This window comes from Thermotoga sp. SG1 (assembly GCF_002865985.1).
Taxonomy (GTDB): Bacteria; Thermotogota; Thermotogae; order Thermotogales; family Thermotogaceae; genus Thermotoga.
The window spans coordinates 43,389-67,365 of record NZ_LNDD01000002.1 but is presented as its reverse complement, the minus strand read 5'-3'; the positions used below and the strand labels follow the sequence as shown (position 1 = coordinate 67,365).

General features: G+C 43.3%; 27 protein-coding genes. 2 read left to right on the top strand and 25 right to left on the bottom strand.

The features are described 5' to 3' along the window. Positions 1 to 2: 2 nt before the first annotated feature. The 13 genes from AS006_RS02485 to AS006_RS02425 form a co-directional block, all read right to left on the bottom strand. Positions 3 to 1,241 carry a cell wall metabolism sensor histidine kinase WalK gene (locus AS006_RS02485; protein ID WP_101512802.1) on the bottom strand — a complete coding sequence of 413 codons (1,239 nt, stop codon included), beginning with the start codon at positions 1,239 to 1,241 and terminating at the stop codon, positions 3 to 5. Positions 1,242 to 1,244: 3 nt separating this feature from the next. Next, entirely contained in the window at positions 1,245 to 1,964 is a 720-nt protein-coding gene (locus tag AS006_RS02480; protein WP_101512801.1) for a response regulator transcription factor, read from the bottom strand. A 59-nt stretch (positions 1,965 to 2,023) separates the two neighbouring features. Next, positions 2,024 to 2,686: a hypothetical protein gene (locus tag AS006_RS02475; protein WP_101512800.1), complete on the bottom strand. Its 663-nt coding sequence runs from the start codon at positions 2,684 to 2,686 to the stop codon at positions 2,024 to 2,026. A 72-nt stretch (positions 2,687 to 2,758) separates the two neighbouring features. Continuing rightward, a complete protein-coding gene (gene rpsT, locus AS006_RS02470; RefSeq protein ID WP_101512799.1) occupies positions 2,759 to 3,058 on the bottom strand; it encodes a 30S ribosomal protein S20 in 300 nt (99 codons plus the stop codon). A 15-nt stretch (positions 3,059 to 3,073) separates the two neighbouring features. Continuing rightward, a complete protein-coding gene (gene metK, locus AS006_RS02465; RefSeq protein ID WP_101512798.1) occupies positions 3,074 to 4,261 on the bottom strand; it encodes a methionine adenosyltransferase in 1,188 nt (395 codons plus the stop codon). 73 nt (positions 4,262 to 4,334) lie between these two features. Next, on the bottom strand, positions 4,335 to 4,661 hold the full coding sequence (locus tag AS006_RS02460; protein WP_101512797.1) for a hypothetical protein: 327 nt from the start codon (positions 4,659 to 4,661) through the stop codon (positions 4,335 to 4,337). Between the two features lie 4 nt (positions 4,662 to 4,665). After that, positions 4,666 to 5,637 carry a M23 family metallopeptidase gene (locus tag AS006_RS02455; protein WP_101512796.1) on the bottom strand — a complete coding sequence of 324 codons (972 nt, stop codon included), beginning with the start codon at positions 5,635 to 5,637 and terminating at the stop codon, positions 4,666 to 4,668. Positions 5,638 to 5,650: 13 nt separating this feature from the next. Beyond that, a complete protein-coding gene (def, locus tag AS006_RS02450) occupies positions 5,651 to 6,145 on the bottom strand; it encodes a peptide deformylase (protein ID WP_101512795.1) in 495 nt (164 codons plus the stop codon). Further along, complete coding sequence (gene surE / locus AS006_RS02445; RefSeq protein ID WP_101512794.1) at positions 6,133 to 6,888, bottom strand: 5'/3'-nucleotidase SurE; 756 nt, start codon at positions 6,886 to 6,888, stop codon at positions 6,133 to 6,135. Before surE ends, def begins: the two co-directional genes overlap by 13 nt. Beyond that, positions 6,863 to 7,627 (bottom strand): energy-coupling factor ABC transporter ATP-binding protein EcfA1, encoded by a 765-nt coding sequence (ecfA1, locus tag AS006_RS02440; RefSeq protein WP_101512793.1) that lies wholly within the window; start codon positions 7,625 to 7,627, stop codon positions 6,863 to 6,865. The genes surE and ecfA1 overlap by 26 nt, the downstream gene beginning before the upstream one ends. Next, the gene (locus AS006_RS02435) at positions 7,608 to 8,243 is read right to left on the bottom strand and encodes a class I SAM-dependent methyltransferase (protein WP_101512792.1); all 636 of its coding nucleotides are present in this window, start codon (positions 8,241 to 8,243) and stop codon (positions 7,608 to 7,610) included. The genes ecfA1 and AS006_RS02435 overlap by 20 nt, the downstream gene beginning before the upstream one ends. Beyond that, positions 8,236 to 8,787 (bottom strand): HAMP domain-containing sensor histidine kinase, encoded by a 552-nt coding sequence (locus tag AS006_RS02430; protein WP_101512791.1) that lies wholly within the window; start codon positions 8,785 to 8,787, stop codon positions 8,236 to 8,238. Before AS006_RS02430 ends, AS006_RS02435 begins: the two co-directional genes overlap by 8 nt. Before the next feature lie 4 nt (positions 8,788 to 8,791). Further along, entirely contained in the window at positions 8,792 to 9,982 is a 1,191-nt protein-coding gene (locus tag AS006_RS02425; RefSeq protein ID WP_101512790.1) for a M20 family metallo-hydrolase, read from the bottom strand. Positions 9,983 to 10,089: 107 nt separating this feature from the next. On the opposite strand from AS006_RS02425, the gene xylA reads away from it, so the two are divergent. After that, a complete protein-coding gene (xylA, locus tag AS006_RS02420) occupies positions 10,090 to 11,424 on the top strand; it encodes a xylose isomerase (RefSeq protein WP_101512789.1) in 1,335 nt (444 codons plus the stop codon). A 17-nt stretch (positions 11,425 to 11,441) separates the two neighbouring features. Next, positions 11,442 to 11,909: a DUF192 domain-containing protein gene (locus tag AS006_RS02415; protein WP_369819744.1), complete on the top strand. Its 468-nt coding sequence runs from the start codon at positions 11,442 to 11,444 to the stop codon at positions 11,907 to 11,909. A 12-nt stretch (positions 11,910 to 11,921) separates the two neighbouring features. On the opposite strand, the gene AS006_RS02410 is transcribed toward AS006_RS02415, so the two are convergent. The 12 genes from AS006_RS02410 to cas5b all read right to left on the bottom strand — a co-directional run bounded on the left by AS006_RS02410 (position 11,922) and on the right by cas5b (position 23,976). After that, a complete protein-coding gene (locus AS006_RS02410; RefSeq protein WP_101512787.1) occupies positions 11,922 to 12,761 on the bottom strand; it encodes a GGDEF domain-containing protein in 840 nt (279 codons plus the stop codon). A 111-nt stretch (positions 12,762 to 12,872) separates the two neighbouring features. Continuing rightward, a complete protein-coding gene (cmr6, locus tag AS006_RS02405) occupies positions 12,873 to 13,487 on the bottom strand; it encodes a type III-B CRISPR module RAMP protein Cmr6 (RefSeq protein ID WP_233185604.1) in 615 nt (204 codons plus the stop codon). Positions 13,488 to 13,569: 82 nt separating this feature from the next. After that, positions 13,570 to 13,950, bottom strand: coding sequence for a type III-B CRISPR module-associated protein Cmr5 (cmr5, locus tag AS006_RS02400; RefSeq protein WP_101512785.1), 381 nt, complete (start codon positions 13,948 to 13,950; stop codon positions 13,570 to 13,572). Further along, on the bottom strand, positions 13,931 to 14,803 hold the full coding sequence (gene cmr4 / locus AS006_RS02395) for a type III-B CRISPR module RAMP protein Cmr4 (protein WP_101512784.1): 873 nt from the start codon (positions 14,801 to 14,803) through the stop codon (positions 13,931 to 13,933). Before cmr4 ends, cmr5 begins: the two co-directional genes overlap by 20 nt. Positions 14,804 to 14,807: 4 nt before the next feature. Beyond that, positions 14,808 to 15,797, bottom strand: a complete 990-nt coding sequence (cmr3, locus tag AS006_RS02390) for a type III-B CRISPR module-associated protein Cmr3 (protein ID WP_101512783.1) — start codon at positions 15,795 to 15,797, stop codon at positions 14,808 to 14,810. Next, complete coding sequence (gene cas10 / locus AS006_RS02385) at positions 15,794 to 18,163, bottom strand: type III-B CRISPR-associated protein Cas10/Cmr2 (protein WP_101512782.1); 2,370 nt, start codon at positions 18,161 to 18,163, stop codon at positions 15,794 to 15,796. The genes cmr3 and cas10 overlap by 4 nt, the downstream gene beginning before the upstream one ends. Beyond that, a complete protein-coding gene (cmr1, locus tag AS006_RS02380) occupies positions 18,160 to 19,431 on the bottom strand; it encodes a type III-B CRISPR module RAMP protein Cmr1 (protein WP_233185603.1) in 1,272 nt (423 codons plus the stop codon). Before cmr1 ends, cas10 begins: the two co-directional genes overlap by 4 nt. 14 nt (positions 19,432 to 19,445) lie before the next feature. Beyond that, complete coding sequence (gene cas2, locus AS006_RS02375; RefSeq protein WP_101512874.1) at positions 19,446 to 19,709, bottom strand: CRISPR-associated endonuclease Cas2; 264 nt, start codon at positions 19,707 to 19,709, stop codon at positions 19,446 to 19,448. 9 nt (positions 19,710 to 19,718) lie between these two features. Further along, a complete protein-coding gene (gene cas1b, locus AS006_RS02370; RefSeq protein WP_101512781.1) occupies positions 19,719 to 20,678 on the bottom strand; it encodes a type I-B CRISPR-associated endonuclease Cas1b in 960 nt (319 codons plus the stop codon). Between the two features lie 9 nt (positions 20,679 to 20,687). Next, a complete protein-coding gene (cas4, locus tag AS006_RS02365) occupies positions 20,688 to 21,164 on the bottom strand; it encodes a CRISPR-associated protein Cas4 (RefSeq protein WP_101512780.1) in 477 nt (158 codons plus the stop codon). Beyond that, a complete protein-coding gene (gene cas3 / locus AS006_RS02360) occupies positions 21,161 to 23,353 on the bottom strand; it encodes a CRISPR-associated helicase Cas3' (RefSeq protein ID WP_233185602.1) in 2,193 nt (730 codons plus the stop codon). Before cas3 ends, cas4 begins: the two co-directional genes overlap by 4 nt. Further along, on the bottom strand, positions 23,317 to 23,976 hold the full coding sequence (gene cas5b, locus AS006_RS02355; RefSeq protein WP_101512779.1) for a type I-B CRISPR-associated protein Cas5b: 660 nt from the start codon (positions 23,974 to 23,976) through the stop codon (positions 23,317 to 23,319). The genes cas3 and cas5b overlap by 37 nt, the downstream gene beginning before the upstream one ends. Position 23,977 lies beyond the last annotated feature (1 nt).

Here is a 23,977-nt window from a genome sequence, read left to right as displayed (position 1 = left end):
TATCACCTGTCCTTGGGCAGATACACTCTCATGAGGGTACCCTGTCCAACTTCGCTTTCTACTTCTATCTTTCCACCGTGTCTGTCGACGATCGTTTTCACTATCGTCAGTCCAAGGCCGGTACCTCCCATCTTCCTCGATCTTGCTTTATCCACCCTGAAGAACTTCTCAAAGATTCTATTCTGCGCCTCTTTAGGGATACCTGGACCAGTATCTTCCACCTCTATAACGGCCCATTCAGGTGTATCGTAAGCTCTCACCCAGACTCTCTTTTCTCCTTTTTCTTTGAGAGAAGTGTACTTGATAGCGTTGTCTACAAGGTTCAGGAGCATCTGGATGAGTCTTTCTTTGTTTCCTTTGACAGTAACATCCTCGCAATCGATCTCAAGCTTTACTTCGTTTTCCTCCGCAATGGGCTGAACTATCCTGTATACGTAATCCACCACTTCACATAGATCGAGCTCTTTCATCTCAAACTCAAAAGAGCTTTCTTCCATCTTTTCAAGGTCCAGCAGATCGTTTATGAGGTGTGTCATGCGCGCTGATTCTTCCTCTATGATTTTGAGAAACCTTCTGACGAGTTCTTTGTTTTCGAGGTCGTCTTCCAGCAGCGTTTCTGCGTATCCATGGATGGAAGTGAGAGGCGTTCTGAGTTCATGTGAGACCGTTGCGATGAATTCGCGCCTCATTTCATCCAGCTTCCTTTCCTTTGTCACATCATGGAAGAGAATGACAAAGATCTTGTCACCGCTCCTCAGGTCAACTGGAATCACCTTCACGTGAAAGTACTTCTTGTCGTTTTCTATGTATGTAACCAGTGTTCCTTCCTGCGGTTCCAGGCTTTTTATGGTTTCTTCGACCATTTCGTTTATGTAGTAATCCTCGAATATTTCGTAGTAGCGCCTTCCCTCAGGATTGATCCTATCCTGAACGAGTCTGCGAGCGGCTTCGTTCAAAAATGTGATGTTGCCCTCTCTGTCGAGGATGAATATGGGTTCACTGAGACTGTCGAGTATGGTGAGAAAATTGTCCCGGCTAACTTCCACACGGGCGATTCTATCCTTCAAATTGTCGATGTACTTTTTCAAACGTTCGAAAAGATAAAGTGGGGGAACATCCCTTTCCCCCAGCATATCCGCCACTTTTTTTATGAATATCCTATACTCAGATAATCTCTTTCTGAAGAAGAAAACAAGCAGGGCGAACAGCACGATTCCTGCTACGATCAAAAACAATTCCATGGATCACTCTTCCTTTCCTGGATCTCTGAACTTGTAACCTTTTCCACGAACGGTGATGATGTACTTCGGATTCGATGGATCTTCCTCTATTTTCGTTCTCAACCTTCTGATGTGCACATCAACCGTTCTTGTGTCACCGTAATAGTCGTATCCCCACAGTTTGTCAAGAAGTACATCCCTGCTGAAAACCTTTCCCTCGTTTTCCGCCAGAAATCTCAAAAGCTCGAATTCCAAAGGCGTGAGGTTCACTTTCTTTCCTCTTACCTTCACTTCGTATTTCTCCACATCGATCTCGAGGTCTTTGGCTGTGATCTTTTTTGGTCTTTCTTCTTTGCTCTGCACAGCAACAGACAGTCTTCTGAATATAGCCTTCACCCTCGCAAGGAGTTCTCTCACACTGAAAGGTTTCGTTATGTAATCATCGGCTCCAAGTTCCAGTCCAAGAACCTTGTCGAACTCTTCACCCTTTGCGCTCAGAAAGATGACAGGGGTGTTTCTGTATTTTTCCATGGATCTGATCTTTCTGACCAGCTCGAAACCATCCATTCCTGGAAGCATGATATCCACTATGAACATATCCACGTCTTCTTCGTTGGCAAGCTTCAGCGCTTCTTCTCCATCGTACGCCTTCAGAACGTCATAACCTTCCTTTGCCAGGTTGTATCCTACCAGTTCCAGAATTGCAGGATCGTCATCGACAACAAGGATCTTCTTCTTCGCCATTTTCAATCCCCCTGAGAGGGGCACACCTCCTTTCATGTGATTTCTATACTATTTTAACATTACGATTCAGATTTTGAAGACAGTCTCTTCCTGAACGTGTACCAAGAGGCAACGAACACAAACAGAAGAAAAAGTGAAACATAGAAAAGCACCATCGATTTGTTCTCGAAAAAGCTTTCCGGGCGAAATTCCATGTTGAATAGCCCTGCCAGATATTGAAGGACCAGAGCTGCCAAAACAGCGGAACCTACTATCACCGAAAGCATTCTTGCAAAGTCCTTTTCCTTTCTATAGGCCGTGATTCCTGCAAGAAAGCCTATCAGAACAGATAAGCCCAGCACTATCCAGTCCATATACTGCACATTCTGGATGTTGAAAGAATTCACCATGAAGTTTATCACATAATAGGCAAGAAAAGAAACAACAACGAAAGCTGCTAGAAAAACCAGGTACTTGTACAGAACGTATATCACAACCGCTGTCAAAACACCAACAGCCACCATGACGATCGTTCGTACGTTCTCATTGGAAAGATAATTGTTCAAGACCTCTATCTTTGATAGAAGAGGAAACACGAAGTTGATTCCCATCACAAATCCCAGCACGGCAAACGCAACGTGTTCAACGTACCTGGAGGCGAACATCAGAAAGAGGGCTGCAGGAAGGGAAAAGTACCAGTTCTCAACAACCAGTTTCAAAAAATCCCCTATCACCCTTTCCATAGGTATCCCTCCTCAATATTAAAACCAGAAACGCCCCACTGAGGGGGCTGGATTTCAAAGCAGAGGACAAAGTCACTCCTGAACCGCTTCGGCTTTTTCCAGGCTCTTCAGATACTCGTTCACTTTTTTGAAGAGTCTTTCCTTTCTCCTCGCTCCCTGGTTTTTGTGAATAACTCCCTTTGATACTGCTTTATCGATGGCAGCCTGTGCCTTCTTGGCGAGCTCTAGAACCACTTCCTTTGGCTCTCCGTTTTCAATAGCTTTGATGACTTCCTTTATTCTGTTTTTGAAAAAGGTCTTATAAGCTTTGTTCCTCTGTCTTCTTTTTTCAGAAACCCTGACTCTCTTCTTAGCAGATTTCGTGTTAGGCACTACTCAATCCCTCCCTCACATGTTGAAGGCTCTTTTCAGTTCATCGACCATATCAAGCTTTTCCCAGGTGAACTCCTCCTCGTTTCTGCCGAAATGACCGTAGGCGGCTGTTTTTCTGTAAATGGGTCTAAGAAGATTGAGTTTCTTTATTATAGCCCCCGGTCTGAAATCGAAGAGCTCTGTGATCACTTTGAGGAGCTTTTCTTCGTCAACTTTTGCTGTTCCAAACGTGTCGATCAATATGGAAACGGGTTTTGCGACACCTATGGCATAAGAGAGCTGTATGAGGAACTTATCTGCAAGACCTGCAGCAACCACGTTCTTCGCTACATATCTTGCCATATAGTGAGCCGATCTGTCAACTTTCGTTGGATCCTTACCGCTGAAGGCTCCTCCTCCGTGTGGTACCCATCCTCCATAGGTGTCAACTATTATCTTTCTGCCGGTGAGACCCGTGTCAGCCATTGGGCCACCAAGAACGAACCTTCCAGTTGGATTGACAAGAATTTTCATTTTGTCATCTCTGTATTCTTCCGGTATGACAGGATTTATAACGTGTTCGATGATCGCCTCTCTCAGATCCGCCTGGGAGATGTCGGGATCGTGCTGTGTGGATATGAGGACGGTGTCGACACGCACCGGTTTGTCGTCCTCGTACTCTATCGTCACCTGTGTTTTCCCGTCTGGCCTGAGGAATGGAAGAATACCCTTCTTCCTGACCTCAGCAAGTCTCATGGCCAAACGATGAGCTAGCGTGATTGGAAGTGGCATGTACTCGGGTGTCTCGTTTGTAGCGTAACCGAACATGATTCCCTGGTCTCCCGCACCAAGTGCCTCCAGTTCGTCCGCTACCTCTTCTCCGCTCTTTACCTCAAGAGCTTTGTCCACACCGAGTGCTATGTCTGGAGACTGGCTGTGTATGCTTGTGAGCACTCCACACGTTTCTCCGTCGAAACCATATTTTGCCCTCGTGTATCCTATCTCAAGGATCGTTTTTCTCACGATATCTGGTATCTCCACGTACGCCCTCGTTGTAACCTCTCCTGCTACAATGACCAGCCCTGTGGTTACGAGTGTTTCAACTGCGACTCTGCTCCTTGGATCCTGCTCGAGCATAGCGTCCAGTATAGCATCCGAGATCTGATCTGCAACCTTGTCAGGGTGACCTTCTGTGACACTTTCACTGGTGAAAAGTCTTCTCATCTCCCATCCTCCTTTCGCTGGTCGTATGACAGCCTTGATAGTTTATCATATCTTCTCTTAAAAGAAGGTTACGTTATTGTTTTTGAGCGTCTTCGTACTCTTCTTTGGTGATGAAACTGCCACCCTCGATGGAGACCGACACCGGCTTGTAAGAAGATGTGAACGTGGCAACAAGATGGATCTTGTTGGGGCATTTGGAGCCCACGTAGAGCTTATCTATCCTGTAGGGAACGCCTGGATTGTCATAGTCCACAATGAAGTCGTATCCTCTCCTCAGATGACTTCTGAACATCTCTCCACACCGTTCACACTTTATGTAAACAACCAGGGCCCCTTTTTCTCTGTAGAAAGGATCCCTGTCCAGGTTCTTTTTCCTTTTCCCGAAGAATAAAAAGAGCACCTCTTCACCTCCTTTGCAGATAGAAGGAAAACTCCTTTTTCATACCCCATGTATCCTCCAGCACGATGGTGTACTTGGCAAAGTCTGGGAATTTTCCGATTTCTGGAAATTTATTGACCTTCACAAGGGAGGAGAACGTCTCTGGAAAGAGTTTGTACCAGAGTTCAAATCTGTACGCCGCCGATACGGACTTTCTGTCGTACACTCCCCAGACATTTGTAAACTCAGACCATGGGATCTGTTCAAAGGAGATCTGATAGATCTCTTCTCCTTCCATCAGAAGTGAGATCTTTTTGAGCCCCAGAGTGTTGTTGAATCCTCTTGAATAGGCCTTTATGGAAAGAACCGGGAAGTTTCCAGTGAAAGGGTAGGTTCTGTTTTCAATGAAGTCATAAACGTTGTCTCCTATTTTCAACTTTTCCAGGAAGATATCTTCGTCCACGGGCTTTTGAAGGTTCAGAAAATTCGATGGATCGTAAGAGATTTCTTCTTTTTTATCTCTTATCTCAAAGTGGGCGTGCGGTATGGGCGCTTCCCCGGTAGTACCGGAGTATCCTAGAACTTCTCCCTTTTCAAACCAGATCTCTCTTTCTGGAAACTCCACAACGATCCTCACATCTCCAAATTCTTCTTTCAGAGAATCAACGATCACTTCGAGTTTCTTTGCAAACCTGCTCAAATGAGCGTACAGTGTTCTGTAGCCGTTTTCATGTTCCAGAACCACCGTATAGCCGTATATATCGTCTCTGTCGATCTCGAGTCTGACAAGCCATCCCCTCTCAGAAGCGTAGATGGGAACGCCTTCCTTCAAACCAGTGGAGAAATCCATTCCCATGTGAAAATGAGGTCCTCTGTTTCCACTTCCTCTGTACTCCCCAAAAGTCGCAGAAACACGCGGAGAATCAACAGGTGGAGAAAAAGAAAAGACCGAGGAAAAAAGGACGACTAGAACCACCATCAAAAGCCATTTTTTCACAGTGATTCCCTCCTCATTCTCTGGCAGATTTTGCAATATCCATCAGTTTCTTTCTCAGAAGAAGTCTTTTTGCAGGTTTTATCCTGTCTATTATAAGCACTCCGTTCAGATGATCGAACTCGTGTTGAAAGACCCTCGCAGGATACCCCTCTAGTTCCTCTTCAACGAACTCTCCACGAACATTCTGATATCTCACCTTCACCTTCTTACTCCTTTCTATTTCGACGAAGATCTCGGGAAAGCTCAGACAACCCTCTTCCGCTATTTCCGTTTCAGAACTGGCTTCGAGGATCTCGGGATTTATAACCGCCACAGGGCCGTTTCCCACATCCATCACAAAAAACCTCTGGGATATTCCAACCTGAGGTGCCGCAAGTCCCACGCCATCGTAGTGATACATCGTCTCTATCATCCTCTCTATCGTTCGCTTCAAAACTTCATCGAACTTTGTTACGGGTTTTGCCCTTTTTCTCAAAACAGGATCTCCGAAGACCCTCACTCTGTACACGATTCATACACCTCCCTGAGTTTCCTGAGACAACCTTCGTTGGTGAGAAACGGATGTATGGGTGTTACAGAAACATAACCTTGCCGAACCACCTTGTAATCCACGTCCTCTCGATCGTCGTCTTCCACCACTTCTCCCATCATCCAGTAGTACTTCTCTCCAAAGGGTGATATTCTCTCTTCGAAATAGTCGTTCCACCTTCTTCGACTCTGTTTTGTCAGTTTCCAGCCCTTTATTTCACCGATGGGAACGTTTATGTTCAGCATGGTGAAAGGATCAAGAAGTGAGAGATCGAACTCCTTCAAAAAGCCTATCAGGAATCTTGCCGCTCCTTCGAAATCGGGACTTTCGTAACTTGCACTTGAGATCGCTATCGATGGTATGTTCATCATGGCACCTTCCATGGCTCCGGAAACGGTACCAGAGTAGAGGATGTCCATTCCCATGTTCGGACCTCTATTGATCCCACTCACCACGAGATCCACTCTCTTTTCCATGATCACGTTGTAGCCGAGTTTGACACAGTCTGCAGGTGTCCCCGTTGTGGAGTAAGCCACCACGTCTTCACTTATGAAAACCCTTTTCATCCAGAGTGGAACGTGTATGGTGATGCTGTGTCCCGTTGCACTTCGCTCTTTGTCCGGTGCCACAACGAAGACTTCGTGCTCTTTCGAAAGGTACTCCGCCAGCAGGATTATTCCTTTAGAATTTATCCCGTCATCGTTCGTCAAAAGTATCCGCATCCTCTACCTCCCATTTGGTTTCTTTTCCAATTTTTTTCCAGAGTTTCCACTTGAATGGCACCTCTACATCTTCGAACCCTTTATCCATGAACACTTCCCAGCTTCCGCAAAAATCAATTCTACCATCTCTCATGTGCAGTATCACATCGAAATCTTCCAGATATTCCAATTCGTGAGTGGCAATGATAATTCCCTTCCCCTCTTTTTTGAGATCTTCTATCACTTTTGATATCTCTCTCTGAGAGGGAGGATCGAGCATGGAAAGAGGCTCGTCCAGAGCCAGAAAATGTGTATCGCGCGCCAGCATGGAGGCGATGGCCAGTCTCTGTTTCTGACCTCCAGAAAGATTTAAAGGATCCTCTTTTTCTAACCCGGCGAGTCCCACAAGTTCGAGAACCCTTTTTATTCTCCTTTGCATCTCATCCCTGTCGAGACCGAGTATCTCAAGAGAAAAAGCCACGTCTTCTTCAACAGTGGCACCGATTATCTGTGAAGATGGATTCTGAAAGACGTATCCAACGTTTTTTCTGAGCGTGAGAGGATCGGCAGGTGTTCCGTCTATGAAAACGTTTCCTTTTGCCTCCAGAAGACCCGATATCACCTTCAACAAGGTGGTCTTTCCAGAACCGTTTTTTCCGACCAAGATGTAGAGTTTTCCCGTTTCGAACTCCATGCTCACGTTTTCTAGCACACGTCTTCCGCTGTATTCAAAAGAGACATTACTCAACGTTATCTTCATCTTCCTTCAGTCCTTTTACTGATCTGTAAACCCTTATCCCACCGGTTTTGCAGAGCTCCTCTACGTTTCCGAAAACCTCTCTCATGTACTCCTTTATACGTCTTCCACCCTTGTTGTGGTAAGCCACCATTTGAAGGCTTCCACCGTCTTCCAGAAACTCAGGTGCCCTTTCCACGATCTCCATCCACACCTCTTTGCCAGCAACTATGGGCGGGTTGCACACGATCATGTCGAACTTCATGCCTTCCCATGGTTCGTAGAGATTTCCCCATCGTATATCGACTTCCACGTTGTGGTCTTTTGCGTTTATCTTGGTGAACTCCACCGCCCGTTTATTTATATCGCTCATGTAAACCTCCAGATCTGGATACTCTTTTTTCAGGACGATCCCTATCACACCGTACCCACATCCCAGATCGAGCACCCTTTTTCCGTGAACCTTCATGTTCTCAAGGAGAACCTTCGTTGCCTTGTCTATCCTACCGTAGGAGTACACGCCTGAAGGTGTCTTGAAGACATACTCGTGTCCATTCTTCAACACGAGTTTTGCTTCTCTGACCCTGAGTTTCGATGTGGGTTCCACCGTGTAGTAATGTTCGAACTTTTTCTCACCCATCTTTTTCACCTCTCCTCAGGTCTTCCTCAAGATTTTCCAGTGTCTCAAAAAGAAAGGATGCAAACTTTGGATTTTCTGGGGCCCACAGCCCGTCTTTTTTCAACTTGCCGGTGTCTATTTCATAGCCTCTCCCGTCTTTTTTCCTCAGCACGTACCAGTTCACGTTCGGATCAGATAGAATCAGACTCACCAGTGTGCTTGCCAGATCTCCTATGGGCTGGCAGTCAACACTTTTCAAATTGAAAGAAGCCTTCACAACCGTTCCTTTCCCAGGATGAGTCCACAGACTGACCCTACCTCCAGATTGTTCTGCTGCCTGCTTGAGGAAGGGAAGACCAAGCCCCACTTTTCTCAAACGGGGATCTCTTGTTGTGAAGAACGGATCGAACACCTTCTCCGGATCCTCTATTCCCGGTCCATCGTCTTCCACGGTGAACGTGAACCATTCGTCAGTTTCTTCTATTATTATCTTTACATTTCTGGCACCTGCCTTCACCGAGTTCTGAGCAACGTCCATCAAATGATCTGCTATCGTTCTTAGCATCCCTTCACCTCTCAACACCAAGAAGTGCAAAGATCTTTGCGTCCTCCACCATATGGGATATCCTTCTGTACTCGTTTGGTTGATGTGCAGTTTCCTCTATGGTACTCCAGACAACAGCAGGCCAGCCTTTTTTTCTGAAGAAAACCGCACAGGTGCCTCCCCCGATACCACCAGCCCTGGCCTCCAGACCTCTTAGACTTCTCAAAATACTCGAAAGTTTCACAACGAGTTCAGAATCAACCGGCGTGGGATCTGGAGCAGGCTGTTTCACCACCACCTCAAGTTCCGCTCCTCTTCCGTCAAGGATCGACTCCACGGTGGACAGAACGTCGTCAAGATCGTAGCGCGGAAGGACTCTGCAATCGAAGTAGAAGACGAATCTTCCTGGAACCGTGTTCACGTTATCCACGGTCTTTTCCGAACGGGTTGGCTCGAAGGTGCTGAGTGGCTCGTCGAAGAGTTCGTCTTTTTCTGAATATTTCCTGTGGAGTGTCTCATCCAGCTCCGTTATGATCTGCGCTCCTTTTCTGAGGGCGTTCTCTGTGGTCCTCGGCCTTGAGGCATGACCCTGCTTTCCGTTCACCGTCACTTTGAACCAGAGAATGCTCTTTTCTGCAATCTCTATGAAGTCTCCCCTCTCGTTTCCAGCATCGGGCACCAGAAACATGTCATCTGGCCTGAAAACACCCTTTTCTATGAGGCACTGGATTCCATATCTGCTTCCTGCTTCCTCATCGGCAACGAGCGCAAGACCAAAGTTGTACTCGGGAACTACGCCTAATTCCATGAGGGCCTTCCCCGCGTATATAGAAGCAACCATCGACCCGCCGTTGTCCTCAGCACCTCTTCCATACACCCTGTCATCTTTCACAACGGGGGTGAAAGGATCCGTCTTCCACAGCGAAAGATCCCCGGGCGGAACAGTATCTATGTGCGTTACTATCCACAGGGTTTTGCTTTTGTCTTTGCCAGGAATCGTCGCAAGCAGGTTCGATCTCCATATTCCATTCTGGTCTTTTGTATCATAACGCTGAACACTGTATCCCATTTTTCTGAGAAGTTCTTCGAGCCAGTCGGCTTTCTCTTTTTCTCCAGGACCACCGAAGGCTGGGTTCACTGAGTTGATCGATATGAACCTTTTCAGGGAATCCACCATCTCGTCTTTCAATTCTTCTATCTTTTTTGTTATCTCCATCTGAAACACCTCCCAAGTACAAGTATATCTCTCTAAAAAAATATTTGAAATAACCCCGTGGAATTTTATATAATTGATTGATAGAAAAAATTTAGGGAGGTGTTCACATGGCAGAGTTCTTTCCAGAAATCCCAAAAGTGCAGTTTGAAGGTAAAGAAAGCACAAACCCGTTTGCATTCAAATTCTACGATCCAAACGAGGTGATCGACGGTAAACCTCTCAAGGACCATCTGAAATTCTCCGTTGCCTTCTGGCATACCTTCGTGAACGAAGGAAGAGATCCGTTCGGAGATCCAACGGCCGATCGTCCCTGGAACAAGTACACCGACCCTATAGACAAGGCCTTTGCAAGGGTGGATGCTCTCTTTGAATTCTGCGAAAAACTCAACATCGAGTACTTCTGCTTCCACGACAGAGACATCGCTCCCGAGGGAAAAACACTGAGAGAGACAAACAAAATTCTGGACAGAGTGGTGGAGAGAATCAAAGAGAGGATGAAAGACAGCAACGTGAAACTCCTCTGGGGTACCGCAAATCTCTTTTCACATCCAAGATACATGCACGGTGCAGCGACAACCTGCAGTGCAGATGTTTTTGCGTACGCAGCTGCCCAGGTGAAAAAGGCCCTCGAAATCACCAAAGAACTCGGAGGAGAAGGATATGTCTTCTGGGGCGGGAGAGAAGGATATGAAACACTCCTCAACACGAACCTTGAACTTGAACTCGAAAACCTCGCCCGCTTCCTCAGAATGGCCGTGGATTACGCAAAAAAGATCGGTTTTACCGGACAGTTCCTCATTGAACCAAAACCAAAAGAACCCACCAAACACCAGTACGACTTCGACGTTGCAACCGCCTATGCCTTTTTGAAGAGTCATGGTCTCGATGAGTACTTCAAATTCAACATCGAGGCGAATCACGCCACGCTCGCTGGCCATACCTTCCAGCATGAGCTGAGAATGGCAAGAATTCTTGGAAAACTCGGAAGTATCGATGCAAACCAGGGAGATCTTCTTCTTGGATGGGATACCGACCAGTTCCCAACAAACGTCTACGATACAACTCTTGCCATGTACGAAGTGATAAAAGCGGGAGGCTTCACAAAAGGCGGGCTCAACTTCGATGCGAAGGTGAGGAGGGCTTCTTACAAAGTGGAGGACCTCTTCATAGGGCACATAGCGGGAATGGACACCTTTGCTCTCGGCTTCAAGGTGGCATACAAACTCGTGAAGGATGGTGTTCTGGATAGATTCATCGAAGAAAAGTACAGAAGTTTCAGGGAGGGCATCGGAAAGGAAATTGTTGAAGGGAAAGTGGACTTTGAAAAACTCGAAGAGTATATAATAGACAAAGAGACGATAGAACTTCCATCTGGAAAGCAGGAGTACCTCGAAAGTCTTCTCAACAGCTACATAGTGAAGACCATTCTGGAACTGAGGTGACCCAGAATTTGAAACTCCTGAACATTAAAAGGCTGATTTTTCTTGCTCTGATCGTAGCTGGAATTGTAGCGATCATAGTTGCATCCGGTCAGGAAAAGAAGGTGAAATTTCCAGAAGGAGAGATTGTGATCACCGATGGAAAGAAATCTCTGAAACTCCGTGTTGAAATAGCAAACACACCTCTTCTGCGTTCAATTGGCCTGATGTACAGAGAGAGCATCCCGGACGATTTCGGGATGCTCTTTGTTTTCGAAGAAGATACAAGAAGCGGCTTCTGGATGAAAAACACCTACGTTCCCCTCGAAATCGCCTTTATAGACAGAAATGGCATCATATTTTCCATTCAGGAAATGGAGCCATGTGAAAAAGAACCATGCAAGGTTTACTATGCTCCAAAACCATTCAAATACGCTCTGGAAGTGAAGAAGGGCTTTTTCGAAAGGCACGGATTTAAGGTAGGAAGTAGGATTTCAATAGAAAAATAAGCGGAAAAATTCTCAAACAAAAACATAGTGGGTTTTCATCTTTTTTGCCTTGTACATCCTCGAGTCGGCCACTTTCAAGAGTTCTTCCAAATTCGTTCCATCCTCTGGAAATTTTGCAACACCCACGTTGGCAGATATGTGGGTTTCAGTGCTCCCTATTCTAACGGGCATCTTGAAAGCAGAAAAAAGTCTCTCCAGGAAAGAATCCAGGTAATCTTCCTTCATATCGTATAACAATAAAGCGAATTCATCTCCTCCAAAACGGGATATGACGTCGCTTTTTCTTATCCGGTCAATAATCCTCTTCGATATGGTTTTCAAAACCTCATCGCCGAAAGGATGACCGTAAGTATCGTTTATCTTCTTAAAACCAGAAAGGTCCAAAAAGAGTATAAAAACCTTCTTGCCCTCACGTTTTGCAATGTCGAGATATTTGCCCCCAAATTCGAAAAAATAACGCCTGTTTGGAAGCCCTGTTAGAGGATCGTGATAGGCCATGTGCTCCAGTTCTCTTACATTGAGATAGAAATCCTCACATTCTGATGCAGAAAGCAATGACTGGATCAACAAGATAGTTTCTTTCTCCAACGGTTTCTTCAAGTAAAGTAGCAACATTTTTCGACACTCACTGTCTTTTATGAGGGAGACCACAGCGGCATCCCTCTGAAACTTGAAAAGTTCTAACACCTCGTCTATCGTGAAAGAAAAACCTTCTTTGAAGAAAAGAGGAACCTTCCCCACTGATAATTTCACAGAGAGTTCTTCCCTTTCGTTTTCCAAAAGAACAAACCCCTGTACACTTTGAATGGAACCCAGTGTTCTTTTCAAAAGTTCGTGATGGCCATTTTTCATGTTTCCCCCCACCTCAAAAAAGAGCGGCCAGAGCCTTTTAGGCTCGTGGCGCGCTCTTTTCAAAACACAGAGAAGTTCGGGATCCTTATCATTTGATATTGTATCACAATTTCATGATAGAACATCATTGAACCGACCGTATCCGTAATTTGTCTTTGCACCAAGTCCATAGACTTTGAGCATCTCTATGAATCTTTCTTTTATCTCTTTCTTTTCTGAATCTTTGATCGACCTTTCGAGATCTTCCAGAACTGTAAACTGAAATATTCCTTCTCCCACAACGATGTATTTCACAGGAACTGGATCATACCAATCGTTCGGTGGAGACTTTTCTTGCATGTAATAAGGTTGAAAGTGTGGATTGATGATGTCAACTGAGAGTCTCAAATCTGATACAGGTATCGCATCGAGAAAGATCAATGCTCCCTCCTTTTCTTCATCCCCAAAGATATGAGAGAATTTGTCAAATTCCCCATTTTCGTAAAGAAAACTGGCGAAAGTTCCTTTTATGGCACTTCCTGGGATAACAGGAACACCGTAGTTTCTGGAGAGTGTGATACCGACCTCGACAGGAGAAGGAGATCCAGCCCCCACAAGGAGTTTGCTTCTCACCTTCATTTTTAGATTGATTATTGGTTTTCTTTTTTCATGAATGAGTTTCCGACGTGTTTGCAAAATATCTAAGATGTACTTTTTTTCCTTGAGATTTTGAAGAAGATCAATCATTTTTTTAAGAATTCCCTCTTTGTTATTATCGCTTTTTTTCAAAGAAAAGAAACTGTACTTGTCCCAATACAAACTCAAATTTTTACTCTCTGGAAGATTCATTTTTCTCACCACCTATGAGGATCTCTGCACACCTTTTGAGCCATTTTGAAGCCTCGAGTGCCGCTATCTGAATCTTCAAGTATTTTTCGATATCGATATTGTTCATCATATCTTCAGATAAATTTCCTATGCCCGTCATCTCTTCGATCAATTTCTTAAGATGATTTAATACCGTATTCTTTTTCTTTTCTTCGAGGAAGATCATTGCTCCAAGGATACCATTTTGCACGATTAAACTTCCCAGTTTTTTCACTGTTTTGAGATAGTCATCTTTTTCTTTCTCAGATACTTTGTCGTTTTCAGATATTTCCCTGACTAGCTCCATAGCTTTTTTCCCAAGTTTAAGACTGAGAATCTCCATCTTCATCCCCCCACGCGTAGATCCACACCATACCTTTTCCAACGGTTTCTTTTCCTCCGATATTAACGAGATTACCGTGTACTGTACTTTTAAAAGTCTCCATCAAAGAATCTTTCATGTTGTTGTAATAACTTTTTCTCACCACAAAGTACATCACCGTATCTTGCGGCAGATATTCTTCATACCACAACCCACCTTCTTCGACTGTTTTTGTCTCCCTGTTAATCCTTATTCTCGGCACTACTTCTGTCATGCTTTGAACTATCTCAGAAAAGAGAGTATCGTTCACTATGACCACATCACTTTTTATCTTGTTTTTCAAATAATCTATCGGTGCACATCTAGAAATTTTGGCTATCAACCTTCTTGTTTTTGGAAGATCTATATCAACTGCCTCCAGTTTTATCTCCTCAAGATAGACTTTTCTCGCATCGAAGAGAGGAAGACACTTGTCGTAATCTATCTTTGCCCTTTCTTCTATTTCTTTGATAACCTCTTCTTCATCGACCGCTTTTGCAAATCTTACCAAGACAAGGGGACAAGTGACCCAAACGAAAAGTTTGTCCGGGTTTCTAACAGGAAACAGAAGTATCTTTGCTTCGGAGAAGTTCAGATTTCCAGGTTTAGTTTCTTCTCCACTTTCAGGATCGCTTCCGAATATCTCTATTTCTTTACCCTTGTCTTTGCTATTCACTCTGAAATACGCCCTCAACGCTCCTTTTATTCCCTGTATAACGGGAAACTTCGTGGTTCTTTCCCTTTGAATCGGAAGATCAACAACACCCGTTTCAAAACCAGTTCCCGCGTGAACCTGGGTTTCTGCGTAGAGGAGAAAAACCTGCTTTTCTTCCATCTTCCTATCCCTCCCTAAGTTTTTTCCATTCCATGAACACGTACCTTCCGAATCCAAAGTCCCTAAGTTCACTTTCCTCATGCTCATTTTCATTGGCTTTATCACCAAGATAGTAAACCGCACCAGGAGATACTGCATGATAAATCTTCTTGGGCATTTTCTTCTGAAGATCCCATCCTGACACTGGAAGTTTTCGTACACCAACCGTTGTCAGAATCTTTCTTCCTACCAAAGTCCTCGAAGAAGGAACACCTCCACCACTGAACACGGCAGGGGTCACGAGGTAAACCGCGACATTTTCCTTTTCAAGAGGATCAAACACATCCGTTTTTATCTCCTCGATCTCCACGTTTACCCATCTACTTCTGAATCCAAGGAATACCCCTTCAATTTCGGATATCAATTCTGCTGTTCTTTCATCGTCTGTTAGCATAACGAAGCCGCCGTTTCTGAACCTGTAGTAGGATATCGAGTATATCATTCTCTCTCTGGCTCTTTTCTTATCAGTTTCAAGGGCAATTCCCACACGGGTTTCTCTGGCAACAAACTCAGCATGTTTAAGGGAAACGGCCTTGAAACTTTCTCCTTTTCTCATCCTTTCGAGTTCTCTCAGTTCAATGAAATCTTCCTCGATTTTGCTGTCTGCGTCTAATTCTGGTTTCCAGGGAAGAAATCCTTCTTCCGTTTCCAGAACCGGCATGGTTTTGTACTCATCACCAACTTTGTACACATTCTTTGGAATGGGAAAGCAGATTTTCTTTCCGTCGGAGGTGTTCTCAAAGATGAAAGGTCCGAACATCCTGATCGTTCCTGCCCTTTCTGAATCTCCGGGGTCAAAATCTTTGCCTCTTCTCATCAAAGCAGTCCTGACGGCTCCATAAAAGGGAAACGATGTTGGAAAAACACTCTCCACTCTGTCCGAGAAGGAGAAACTTCTCACTTCGCGAAAACCAACCCAATCTTCGGGTTCAAAAAATATTCCCCACAGTTTCACGAAACTTCACCTCTCTTCATGGTACGAAAAGTTATCAAAAATTCGAGAGTGTTCGAAACGGCCTCTGCGAAGGTAAAGTGTAAATCCTTCATGTAGAAGTCGACCATCTTTTTCAGGTGGTCTTTGAGTTCTTCTATTATCTTCTTCTCATCTTTTTCTGTATGGATAGATCTTTTCAAAACATATTCTATGAACTTTTCAAAGTATTCTTCGAAGAGAACATAATCTGGAGAAAGAAGTTTGTACAGGCTTCGGTGGGAGACTTTTTTGTTCTCCATATCTTCCAGGATCTTCAAGGATCTGTCAACCACATCCATATCGCCTATTTCCCACTTCGATCCAATGAAGATCATCTGACCAGATCTTTTCACATGAGAGATGCAGAAGGCATTCCGACCATATCTGTTCTTTGCCTGTCTTTCCGCTGCTCTTGCCATTTTCAGGGCCACCTGAAGTGGAAATTTGTGATGGACAACGGCAATACCTGCACTCATTGTGGTATTTTCACCCATCAATGGGGCAAATGGTTCGCCATTTAGATAGAGAATTCCATCTTTTGCTACAAACTCTTTCCCCTCTATCTCTACTCCCTTTCCAGAAAAGAACTTTCTCAACTTGTTGGCACATTCCAAAACACTGTCTGCAGGAAGAAGTGCCAGAACATCGTCCCCACCACTGTAAATGAGCATACCCTTGTGTTTCTCTACTATACTACTAACAAATTGAGAAAAGATTCCAAGGGTTCTTGAAACACCTCTGTGGTACGCGGGCTGGATTGTTCTTATCTTTCTTAAAATTTCCCACACCTTGCTCAATTCTTCATTTCTTTCGAAAGCATCTTTGACTTTTGGATGAACCACTTTTTCCAGAGGAGGGGCTTTTTCTCCAAACATCCACTTTCCCATCTGATCTCCATCCATCAGAAGAACTCCAATGTACCCGTTCTTGAACTTCCCAGGATCTTTGATATTCTGATTTGCTTCGTTGTTCTTTGCAATATCTGTCGTTGAATCAAATTTTAGTTTGATTCCAATAATCTCTGGAAGGAGTCTTTTCACGGCATTCAGTGTTCCAAGTTTGTCAACCTTTTCTATATCCTCCCACAAAACACATGCTCTGACTCCTGCCCCGAAATCGTCTGCATCCATAAGATCCGGAAAACCCGGGTAAATATTTTCTTCGTACTTCGGAAAAGATCTGGCTGCCTTTTTTGCGGCAAGTTTTGCAGAAAGAAGTTGATGAAAATATCTGTAGAACGCACCCGAATTCTCCTTGTATCCACCGTGGTCTTTCACTATTTTCAAAGCCTCTCTGAACTTTTCTATATCCTTTCCCACGAAAAGTTTTTTTATGGTCCTTTCAACTTCGTCGGGATTGGAAAAAGACACACTTGCTGTTTGTATATCGGGGAAAAGACCTACTTGGCAGTTGAAGGATTCCTCGTTGAATGTATATTTATATTTCTTCAGTTTTTCCTTTGTTTTATCAGTGAGTTCTTTCCACCTGTCTTTAATTGATTTTTCGCAGTCTTCGAGAATGCATTTTACTTCCGATTCTGGAACTATTGCGACGAAAAGGTTCGGAAGAGATGCGACGCTTTCGTTCGAAGGTACAGGACAGTAGTTTCCAAGATAGACCCCCATATCATTGAGAGTTTTTTCAACAAAGTAGTTCCCTCTTAAATAAGGAGATATGATGGAATCGAAACCGTATTTTTTCCCAACAGTTTCTATGGCGGCGTAGATGAGATACGAGAGAAGATAGCTTCCTGCCCACAAATCCCTTGCCTTTCTGGCCTGGGAAATGATCTCCTGAACAGGGCCTATTGCAACCGCTATTAGAGAAGCTTTTATTTCATTGCCTTCTAAACAGCCCTTCAGGGCAGATGTGACGTCCAAGTGGTCTATTATCGAGTGGTTGGCTATTCTGGTATCCGCTGGAAGAAACTGGCTTCCGTTCACAAGGTAGGGCAGATTCCACCAGAGAGCATGGAAGAGTTTTTCATAAGAATGGTTTTTCTCTTTCAATTCTTTCAATCTGCCATCCAGGAGCCTTTTCATTTCTTCGATGTTCTGGCTTTGAAAGAAATCTTTCACTTCATTTAGTTCTTCTCCGGTGAAAGGATGGACAAAAACAGTTTCAGCGAATGAGACGTAAATCTGCTTTCCAATTCTTTCATATGGAATCGGGAATCTGTCCATGGCACTTGCCAATGGGTCTTCTCTTCCTCTTTCGGGTTCGACCTCAAGGGTTTGCAGGATCTTTTTTGATACTTCTTCATGTTTTATAACATCAAAGGCCTTCGTTATAGGATCATGGAAAAGAGCGGATATCTTGGATTTCCAGAATTCTTCTCTGTTATTCACGAATATCCCCCCTGAAGCTCCTCAAAGCCTTGTGTTTTTAAGATACTGGTGACTTTTTCATAATCCTCCTTTTCTTTCACAAAAACCTTGACTTCGAAATCCTGTGATTCTTTATCTTTAATCACTTCCGCTATCAAACTGCCGTCTTTTTCAGATGTTACATTGCTTCTCATGAGAAGGAAGATCAACTCCCAATTCTTTTCATCTTTTCGGTGAGCAGAAATAAAGAGTGGAGATGCTTTTCTTCCCTTATCGATTCTTCCCTTATCGATTTTGAGTTCTTTCAGGGATGAAAAGACAACTACTTTTCTACCTTGAAACCCTTTCCCTTGATATTGAAGAGGAAGGCCCAATATAGCAGTGGGCACGTGTATTTTTGCTTTTCGCGAATTCACCAAGTGATTTTTGATGTGTCTAACACAATCTCCGTCGGAATATCTGAGTTGTTTTTTCAGTTCGATATAAACGTTAGCAGCTTCCTTTAAAGCTTCAATGACATTTTTTACCTTTTTTGCGGGAGATTTTAATATCATACAATCAGCGAAATTTGGAAATTCTGGCATTTCTTCGAATTTGGTTGGTTGCAACCTGAGTCTAATGTTGCTTTTGGAATTGTGTTTCTTTACAAATTCTCTTATTGCTTCTTTACAATTTTCTATAGCTCCAATATAATCGTTTCTATCAAGAGAAGGGTCTATTATTTCAAATTCTCCGAATCCTTTTCTGGTTTTCGCTCCAAAGCCAGAAAACGTGGAAACAAGCCACAACAGATTCAAGATAATTTGTTTGATATTTTCATCTCTTGTGTGAAGGAATATACTGAACCTGGCTTCAGGAGGAAGATATTCATAGACCGCCTTGTTATTTTCATCGTACAGTCCATACAAAAAATATCTGAGGGATTTTAGAGATTCGCATATTTGAACCTTGTATCCTTTCTTATTGTTTTTTTCTACAAAGGTTCCCAGAGTTTTCGGTTCACCATATGTTCTAACTTCCAACCCGAACGGTGCCTTTCTTTCTTGAGATCCGAAGATCAAACTCTCAAGATATTTCAAACCTTTGTATTTTTCATTGTTCCATCTTTTTTGTTCTTTGTCACTGAGATTTTCCGTGTCCTCAAATGTGTAAATATCTATTATCGTTGGAGCGATCGCTCTGAACCAGAATCTGAGAACACCTTTGATACTCTGTGAACTCAATTCGAAGGAATAGCTTGCCCCCCTTGAAAACATTGGCGTCACAATTCTGCACTTGATTTGTTCCAAAACCGTCACCTCCCTCAGAGGATGAACCCATTATCAGATTTCTCTAAACCCAGTGCCTCCAATTCGAAAACTTTTCTAGAATCCATCACATAAAACCTCACAGAATCTTCTTTTTTGTCAATCAATCTTTCTATCTCTAATTTTAACTTCTCGTATTTCCCTGGAGAAAGTTCGCCTTCAAGAACGGAGTTTTGGACCCATTTCAGATATTTCCTTGCAGTCTTTAGGATTTTTGCAACACGCTTTTCGTTAACGTCATAAACCATGATGATATACATGATGATCACTCACAAAAGAGGTTCGTACAACTTTTCTCCCAAAAGATGTTTTTCAAGTTTGTAAAGTTCCATCTTTATGAGAGATCTCAACGAGACATTTCGGTTCAACTTTTTGTGAAAGACAGTTTCTCTGAGAACTTGTTCGTAGTTTTTTATGAAAAGACTCTTTCCTTGATCGTTCAACATCAAACCTTCAGAAACCTCATCGAAATGCTTTTCGTTTATTTGTTTTGTATTAACAAGGTTCAAAAACAATCTGTCTACGATGACCGGTTTGAAGAGCTCTGAAATATCCAGATTCAGTGTGAACCTTCTGAAATTGGTCTCATGTAGATATCCAATTCTCGGATCAAGATGAGTCTGATATATGAGGCTCAAAATGGTGGTGTAAAGGAGGGAATTTCCAAAACTGATCAAGGTGTTTGCAAAGTTTTTTGGAGGTCTTCTGGTTCTTTTTCCTATGCGAAACTCTTCGTCAAATACCAGTTCGTCCAGCTTTGAGTAATATTCTTCTCTTGCATTTCCTTCTATTCCCATCAGTTCAGAGATGTCCTCTGCTTTTTCTGTTTTTTCTTTGTATTCTCTGAGAGAATCGTCTGTCACCTTTCTTTTCTTTAAAAATCCGATCATGCTCTGGATCGATCCAGAAACAATCCTTTTTGCAAGAAACAGACGCTTCTTTTTATCGATGCAGTGTTCTGCCTGCTTCAAGATCAAAAAACCACTATTCAAGTATTCTCTGGGATAAAAGGTGCCTACATAGTACCCTTCTCTGTTAAAAAAATGAAGAGGGATTCTTTTCTGGGTGAGAAACTCCAGGAACCTTTTGTTCAGATCAACTTCCCCAAACACCTTTATGTCCATCACGTTTTCAACAGGAATGTACTTCTTTCCAGATTCTGTTTCGATACATATGGTGTTTGCCTTTCTTCGCAAACTTCCGCTGGTGAAAAGATACACACTTTCCATCTTTCCACCTCACGAGAAACAAAACAGCTCATACCCACACTTTCTACAAATTCCTTTTCTTTCGGGAAGTGGTGGGAGATCTTCTTTTATCAGAAGAGAAATTTCTTCGATCACCTTCTTTATTTTTTCTCTTTTCTCTTCTGTCAATTCAACGGTGATCCTTCTGTTTTCCGCTGGCACTATGATCTCTCCTTTTGCTTTCACTCCTCTCTCTTCCAGCCTGAAAAGATAGTACAAAAGCTGAAGTTCAGCTCCCTTGATCGAAGCAGATGATTTCTTAACTTCCCCTACAACCTTCACTCCATCTCTCTCGAAAAGCATGTCCACTTTCATTCCTGGAAGATTGGGACCTGAGTTGTAATCTTCATGAAGAAACCTTCCTATTTCGATGTACATGTTGTTTTGATCAGGAACGATGTTTCGAGACATGAGCCAGGCTTCTCTTTTGCAGTTGATGTAACTCAGAACAACCGAGCCTGAGATCAAATCACAATCACCTCGCCTGAGCCTTCCACCCTGAGCCCCTTGATCGGATGGTACCAGTTGTCAAGAACGTTTCTTGGAATAACCACCATGCCTGCTATCGTCTCAGGATACACAGCATCTTTCTTTACCCTCGCGCTCACGATGTAGGGGGAAAGTTCCCTAAAAAGCTTCTTCAAAATCGAGAAACTCTCTCTTGTTCTTTTTTTGTCGAAAAACTTTTGAAACTCTTCGAAAACTCTTTCAGATTCTTCATCTACCAAAACAACAAATGGAACCGTCGGCTCCGGTGTGATGAGACTAAATTGTCCTATTTTCGCGAAGTTCAATATCTCCAAAGCTTCACCGATCTTCTTTGCATCGGGATTTCCAAATCTGTTTACGTGATCAAAAAATCTTTCTACAAGTTCGAAAAATTCACTCTCTTCTAAGGTTTCATAATTTTCCAATATCTTTTTTGCGGTGTCTGTAAGGAACCTTCCATAAACGTAAGAAGAGAAAAGAACGTTTCGCTTGTCCTTGACCGGAGCGACGATCACTTCTCCTTTCTTTGTTTCAAAGTGCCTGTTACATCTGCCCGCTGCCTGAACAATACTGTCAACGGGTGCTATGTCCCTTATCACCCTTTCAAAGGAGATGTCTACCCCCGCTTCCACAACTTGAGTTGTTACACATATGTCGTATTCGTTTATTTTGGATACAATTTCCATTCTGTGTTTTGGTATCACTCGGGAAGAAAGAAAACACACCTTCCCTATTCCCTCTACGGTGTCGTATATCTCTTCCGCCTCTTTTATAGTGTTTGTAATGATAAGTGTTCTTTTGCCGTCTTTCAAGGTATCTTTTATGAATTGTTTGTATTCTTCAAAACTCATTTCTCTTTCTATCTTGAGTATGGTTCTGTTTAGCCGGCTGAAGTAGATTTTTTTATCAAACACTACTTCTTGTGCGTCTTTCAAAAGAGATGGTTTTGTGGCGGTGGAAAGAACCACGGTGGTTCCCATCTTTGAGAGAAACCTGATAGTCTTTTCCACAGCGCTCCAGTATTCGTGGGGAATCGCCTGAACTTCATCGAGTATGAGGACTGCCTTCGGAAGTTTGTAGAAGAAGGGAATCTTTCTCAGAGTAATGATAGATTCTAAGAGCGAAACGAAGGTAGTAACAACAACCCGGGAGTGCCAAAGATTTATCAAAAGATCTTCAACTTCTTCGTACTTGCTGGAGTATTCCGGATTTGAAAGATGATGGAAAGGCAAAACAAAGAAAGGATCGTCTGTCTCGAACATTTCCCTGATTTTCTCCACCGTCTGCTCTATAATGTTGATGAAAGGAAGAGCGTAGATCACAATCGTGTCATCATCAGCAAAATGACTGGCAAAAAGGAGATTTCCCAAAGTTTTCCCTATTCCGGTCGGTGCTGTTATAGAGTAGATCTTTCCTCTTTCTGGCTGAAACCTCAGCACCTCTTCCTGAAACTCCCATCTCAAACGATCGATCTGATTCTTCTTTCCCAGTCTTTCTCTGTAAGCAAGGATCTTTTCTTTTTCGTAAGAAGGAAGCGGGGGTAGTGTTTCATCTTTGAAGACTACATCCTCTCTGTCAGAGGAGACAAGAATGGACATGAAAAGGTGTATCAAAAAATAATCGGATAGACTTTTTTCGCCAAGAAGTGCGAATTTGCTTTTTGTTTTTCTGAGCTCCTCGATGGTATCGGATAGATCCATGTCGACAAGATTGTACACTTCCAAAAGATCGAATGGGAGGGATTCGAACTGTTTTTTAAGAACGTCCTTGTTTGGATCACTCTCCAAGAAATCGTCGAAACGACCATGGTGCTTTCTTACGATCTCGAAACCAAAAAGTCTGAGTTTCTCCGGCAACTCCTTTGATCTGTGGAAAAATGCAACAGCAGAAAAAAGGGCGTGATTTCTCAAAGATTTGTTCACTTTCTCACCGTTCAAATAGTCTTGAAAATACACAGTTCCTTTGCCGATATCGTGTGATTCTGAAACCAGTAGAATGAATTTCTCCAGTACATCTTTTCCATACCCGAACAACTCTTTCCAAGAAAGATCGAGTGAGTAGAACTTCTCCAGAGATCTTTTCTTCACACCGTTTAGGTGGTCAACCAACTTCCTGTCGGGATGAGACCTCATCACATCCAGACTATATTTTGGCCTTCTACTTTCCACACTTCTCCACCTTCCACCTTCACAGGAGAGAGATCCCTTCTAAATATGTAGGTTGTAGCCTCAATGAGGTTTCTTTCTTCATCCATTTCTCTTGTAACCCTTTCAAACACAAGATAATGAGCCGGCTCTGGAGCAAGCTTTACAGTGTTTGGAACAACCGTGTGTACCTCACATGGGGGATCCACACGTACAGCGTTGTATTCTCCAACATAATCCAGTTTTGCTATGAAACTAGCTACTCCAAGGTACGGAGTGAAAATGGTTTCGTTGTTTTCAAGAAGAAGTTTCAATCGGTGAAAATCTTCGTTGTCCCAACTGAAGAAGATTCTGTAAGACGGTTCCTTCAGTAGTTGGAGACTGACCCTGATCCTCTTTGAAGCTTTCTTTTCTCTTTTTGTTTCGACAAAGTTTGTTCCTGTTCTCAAAAATCTCAGGGGACCTTTTATTTGAACCGCTACTTTTGCATTGTTGAGTTTTGATGGTTTGGGATAGCCAAGAACGCAACCAATAAGTCCCAGAATCGTCGTTCTTGGTGGAAAAGGAAGAGTATAGGAAGAGGTGGTCGTGTATGGCCTTCTGAACAGAGCATACGGAGCGGAAACATCAAAAACGAGAACTTTCATA

What these genes read in the sequence shown, in the direction of transcription:
- AS006_RS02410 (WP_101512787.1), bottom strand. Translation starts at nt 12,761, where the DNA reads ATGAAAAATGGCCATCACGAACTTTTGAAAAGAACACTGGGTTCCATT.
- cmr5 (WP_101512785.1), bottom strand. Translation starts at nt 13,950, where the DNA reads ATGGAGATTCTCAGTCTTAAACTTGGGAAAAAAGCTATGGAGCTAGTC.
- AS006_RS02430 (WP_101512791.1), bottom strand. Translation starts at nt 8,787, where the DNA reads ATGCTAAGAACGATAGCAGATCATTTGATGGACGTTGCTCAGAACTCG.
- cas5b (WP_101512779.1), bottom strand. Translation starts at nt 23,976, where the DNA reads ATGAAAGTTCTCGTTTTTGATGTTTCCGCTCCGTATGCTCTGTTCAGA.
- AS006_RS02435 (WP_101512792.1), bottom strand. Translation starts at nt 8,243, where the DNA reads ATGGGTGAGAAAAAGTTCGAACATTACTACACGGTGGAACCCACATCG.
- AS006_RS02480 (WP_101512801.1), bottom strand. Translation starts at nt 1,964, where the DNA reads ATGGCGAAGAAGAAGATCCTTGTTGTCGATGACGATCCTGCAATTCTG.
- surE (WP_101512794.1), bottom strand. Translation starts at nt 6,888, where the DNA reads ATGCGGATACTTTTGACGAACGATGACGGGATAAATTCTAAAGGAATA.
- AS006_RS02485 (WP_101512802.1), bottom strand. Translation starts at nt 1,241, where the DNA reads ATGGAATTGTTTTTGATCGTAGCAGGAATCGTGCTGTTCGCCCTGCTT.
- metK (WP_101512798.1), bottom strand. Translation starts at nt 4,261, where the DNA reads ATGAGAAGACTTTTCACCAGTGAAAGTGTCACAGAAGGTCACCCTGAC.
- xylA (WP_101512789.1), top strand. Translation starts at nt 10,090, where the DNA reads ATGGCAGAGTTCTTTCCAGAAATCCCAAAAGTGCAGTTTGAAGGTAAA.
- cmr6 (WP_233185604.1), bottom strand. Translation starts at nt 13,487, where the DNA reads ATGATTGATCTTCTTCAAAATCTCAAGGAAAAAAAGTACATCTTAGAT.
- cas2 (WP_101512874.1), bottom strand. Translation starts at nt 19,709, where the DNA reads ATGTATATCATCATGGTTTATGACGTTAACGAAAAGCGTGTTGCAAAA.
- cas1b (WP_101512781.1), bottom strand. Translation starts at nt 20,678, where the DNA reads ATGGAAAGTGTGTATCTTTTCACCAGCGGAAGTTTGCGAAGAAAGGCA.
- cmr4 (WP_101512784.1), bottom strand. Translation starts at nt 14,803, where the DNA reads ATGGAAGAAAAGCAGGTTTTTCTCCTCTACGCAGAAACCCAGGTTCAC.
- ecfA1 (WP_101512793.1), bottom strand. Translation starts at nt 7,627, where the DNA reads ATGAAGATAACGTTGAGTAATGTCTCTTTTGAATACAGCGGAAGACGT.
- AS006_RS02425 (WP_101512790.1), bottom strand. Translation starts at nt 9,982, where the DNA reads ATGGAGATAACAAAAAAGATAGAAGAATTGAAAGACGAGATGGTGGAT.
- AS006_RS02475 (WP_101512800.1), bottom strand. Translation starts at nt 2,686, where the DNA reads ATGGAAAGGGTGATAGGGGATTTTTTGAAACTGGTTGTTGAGAACTGG.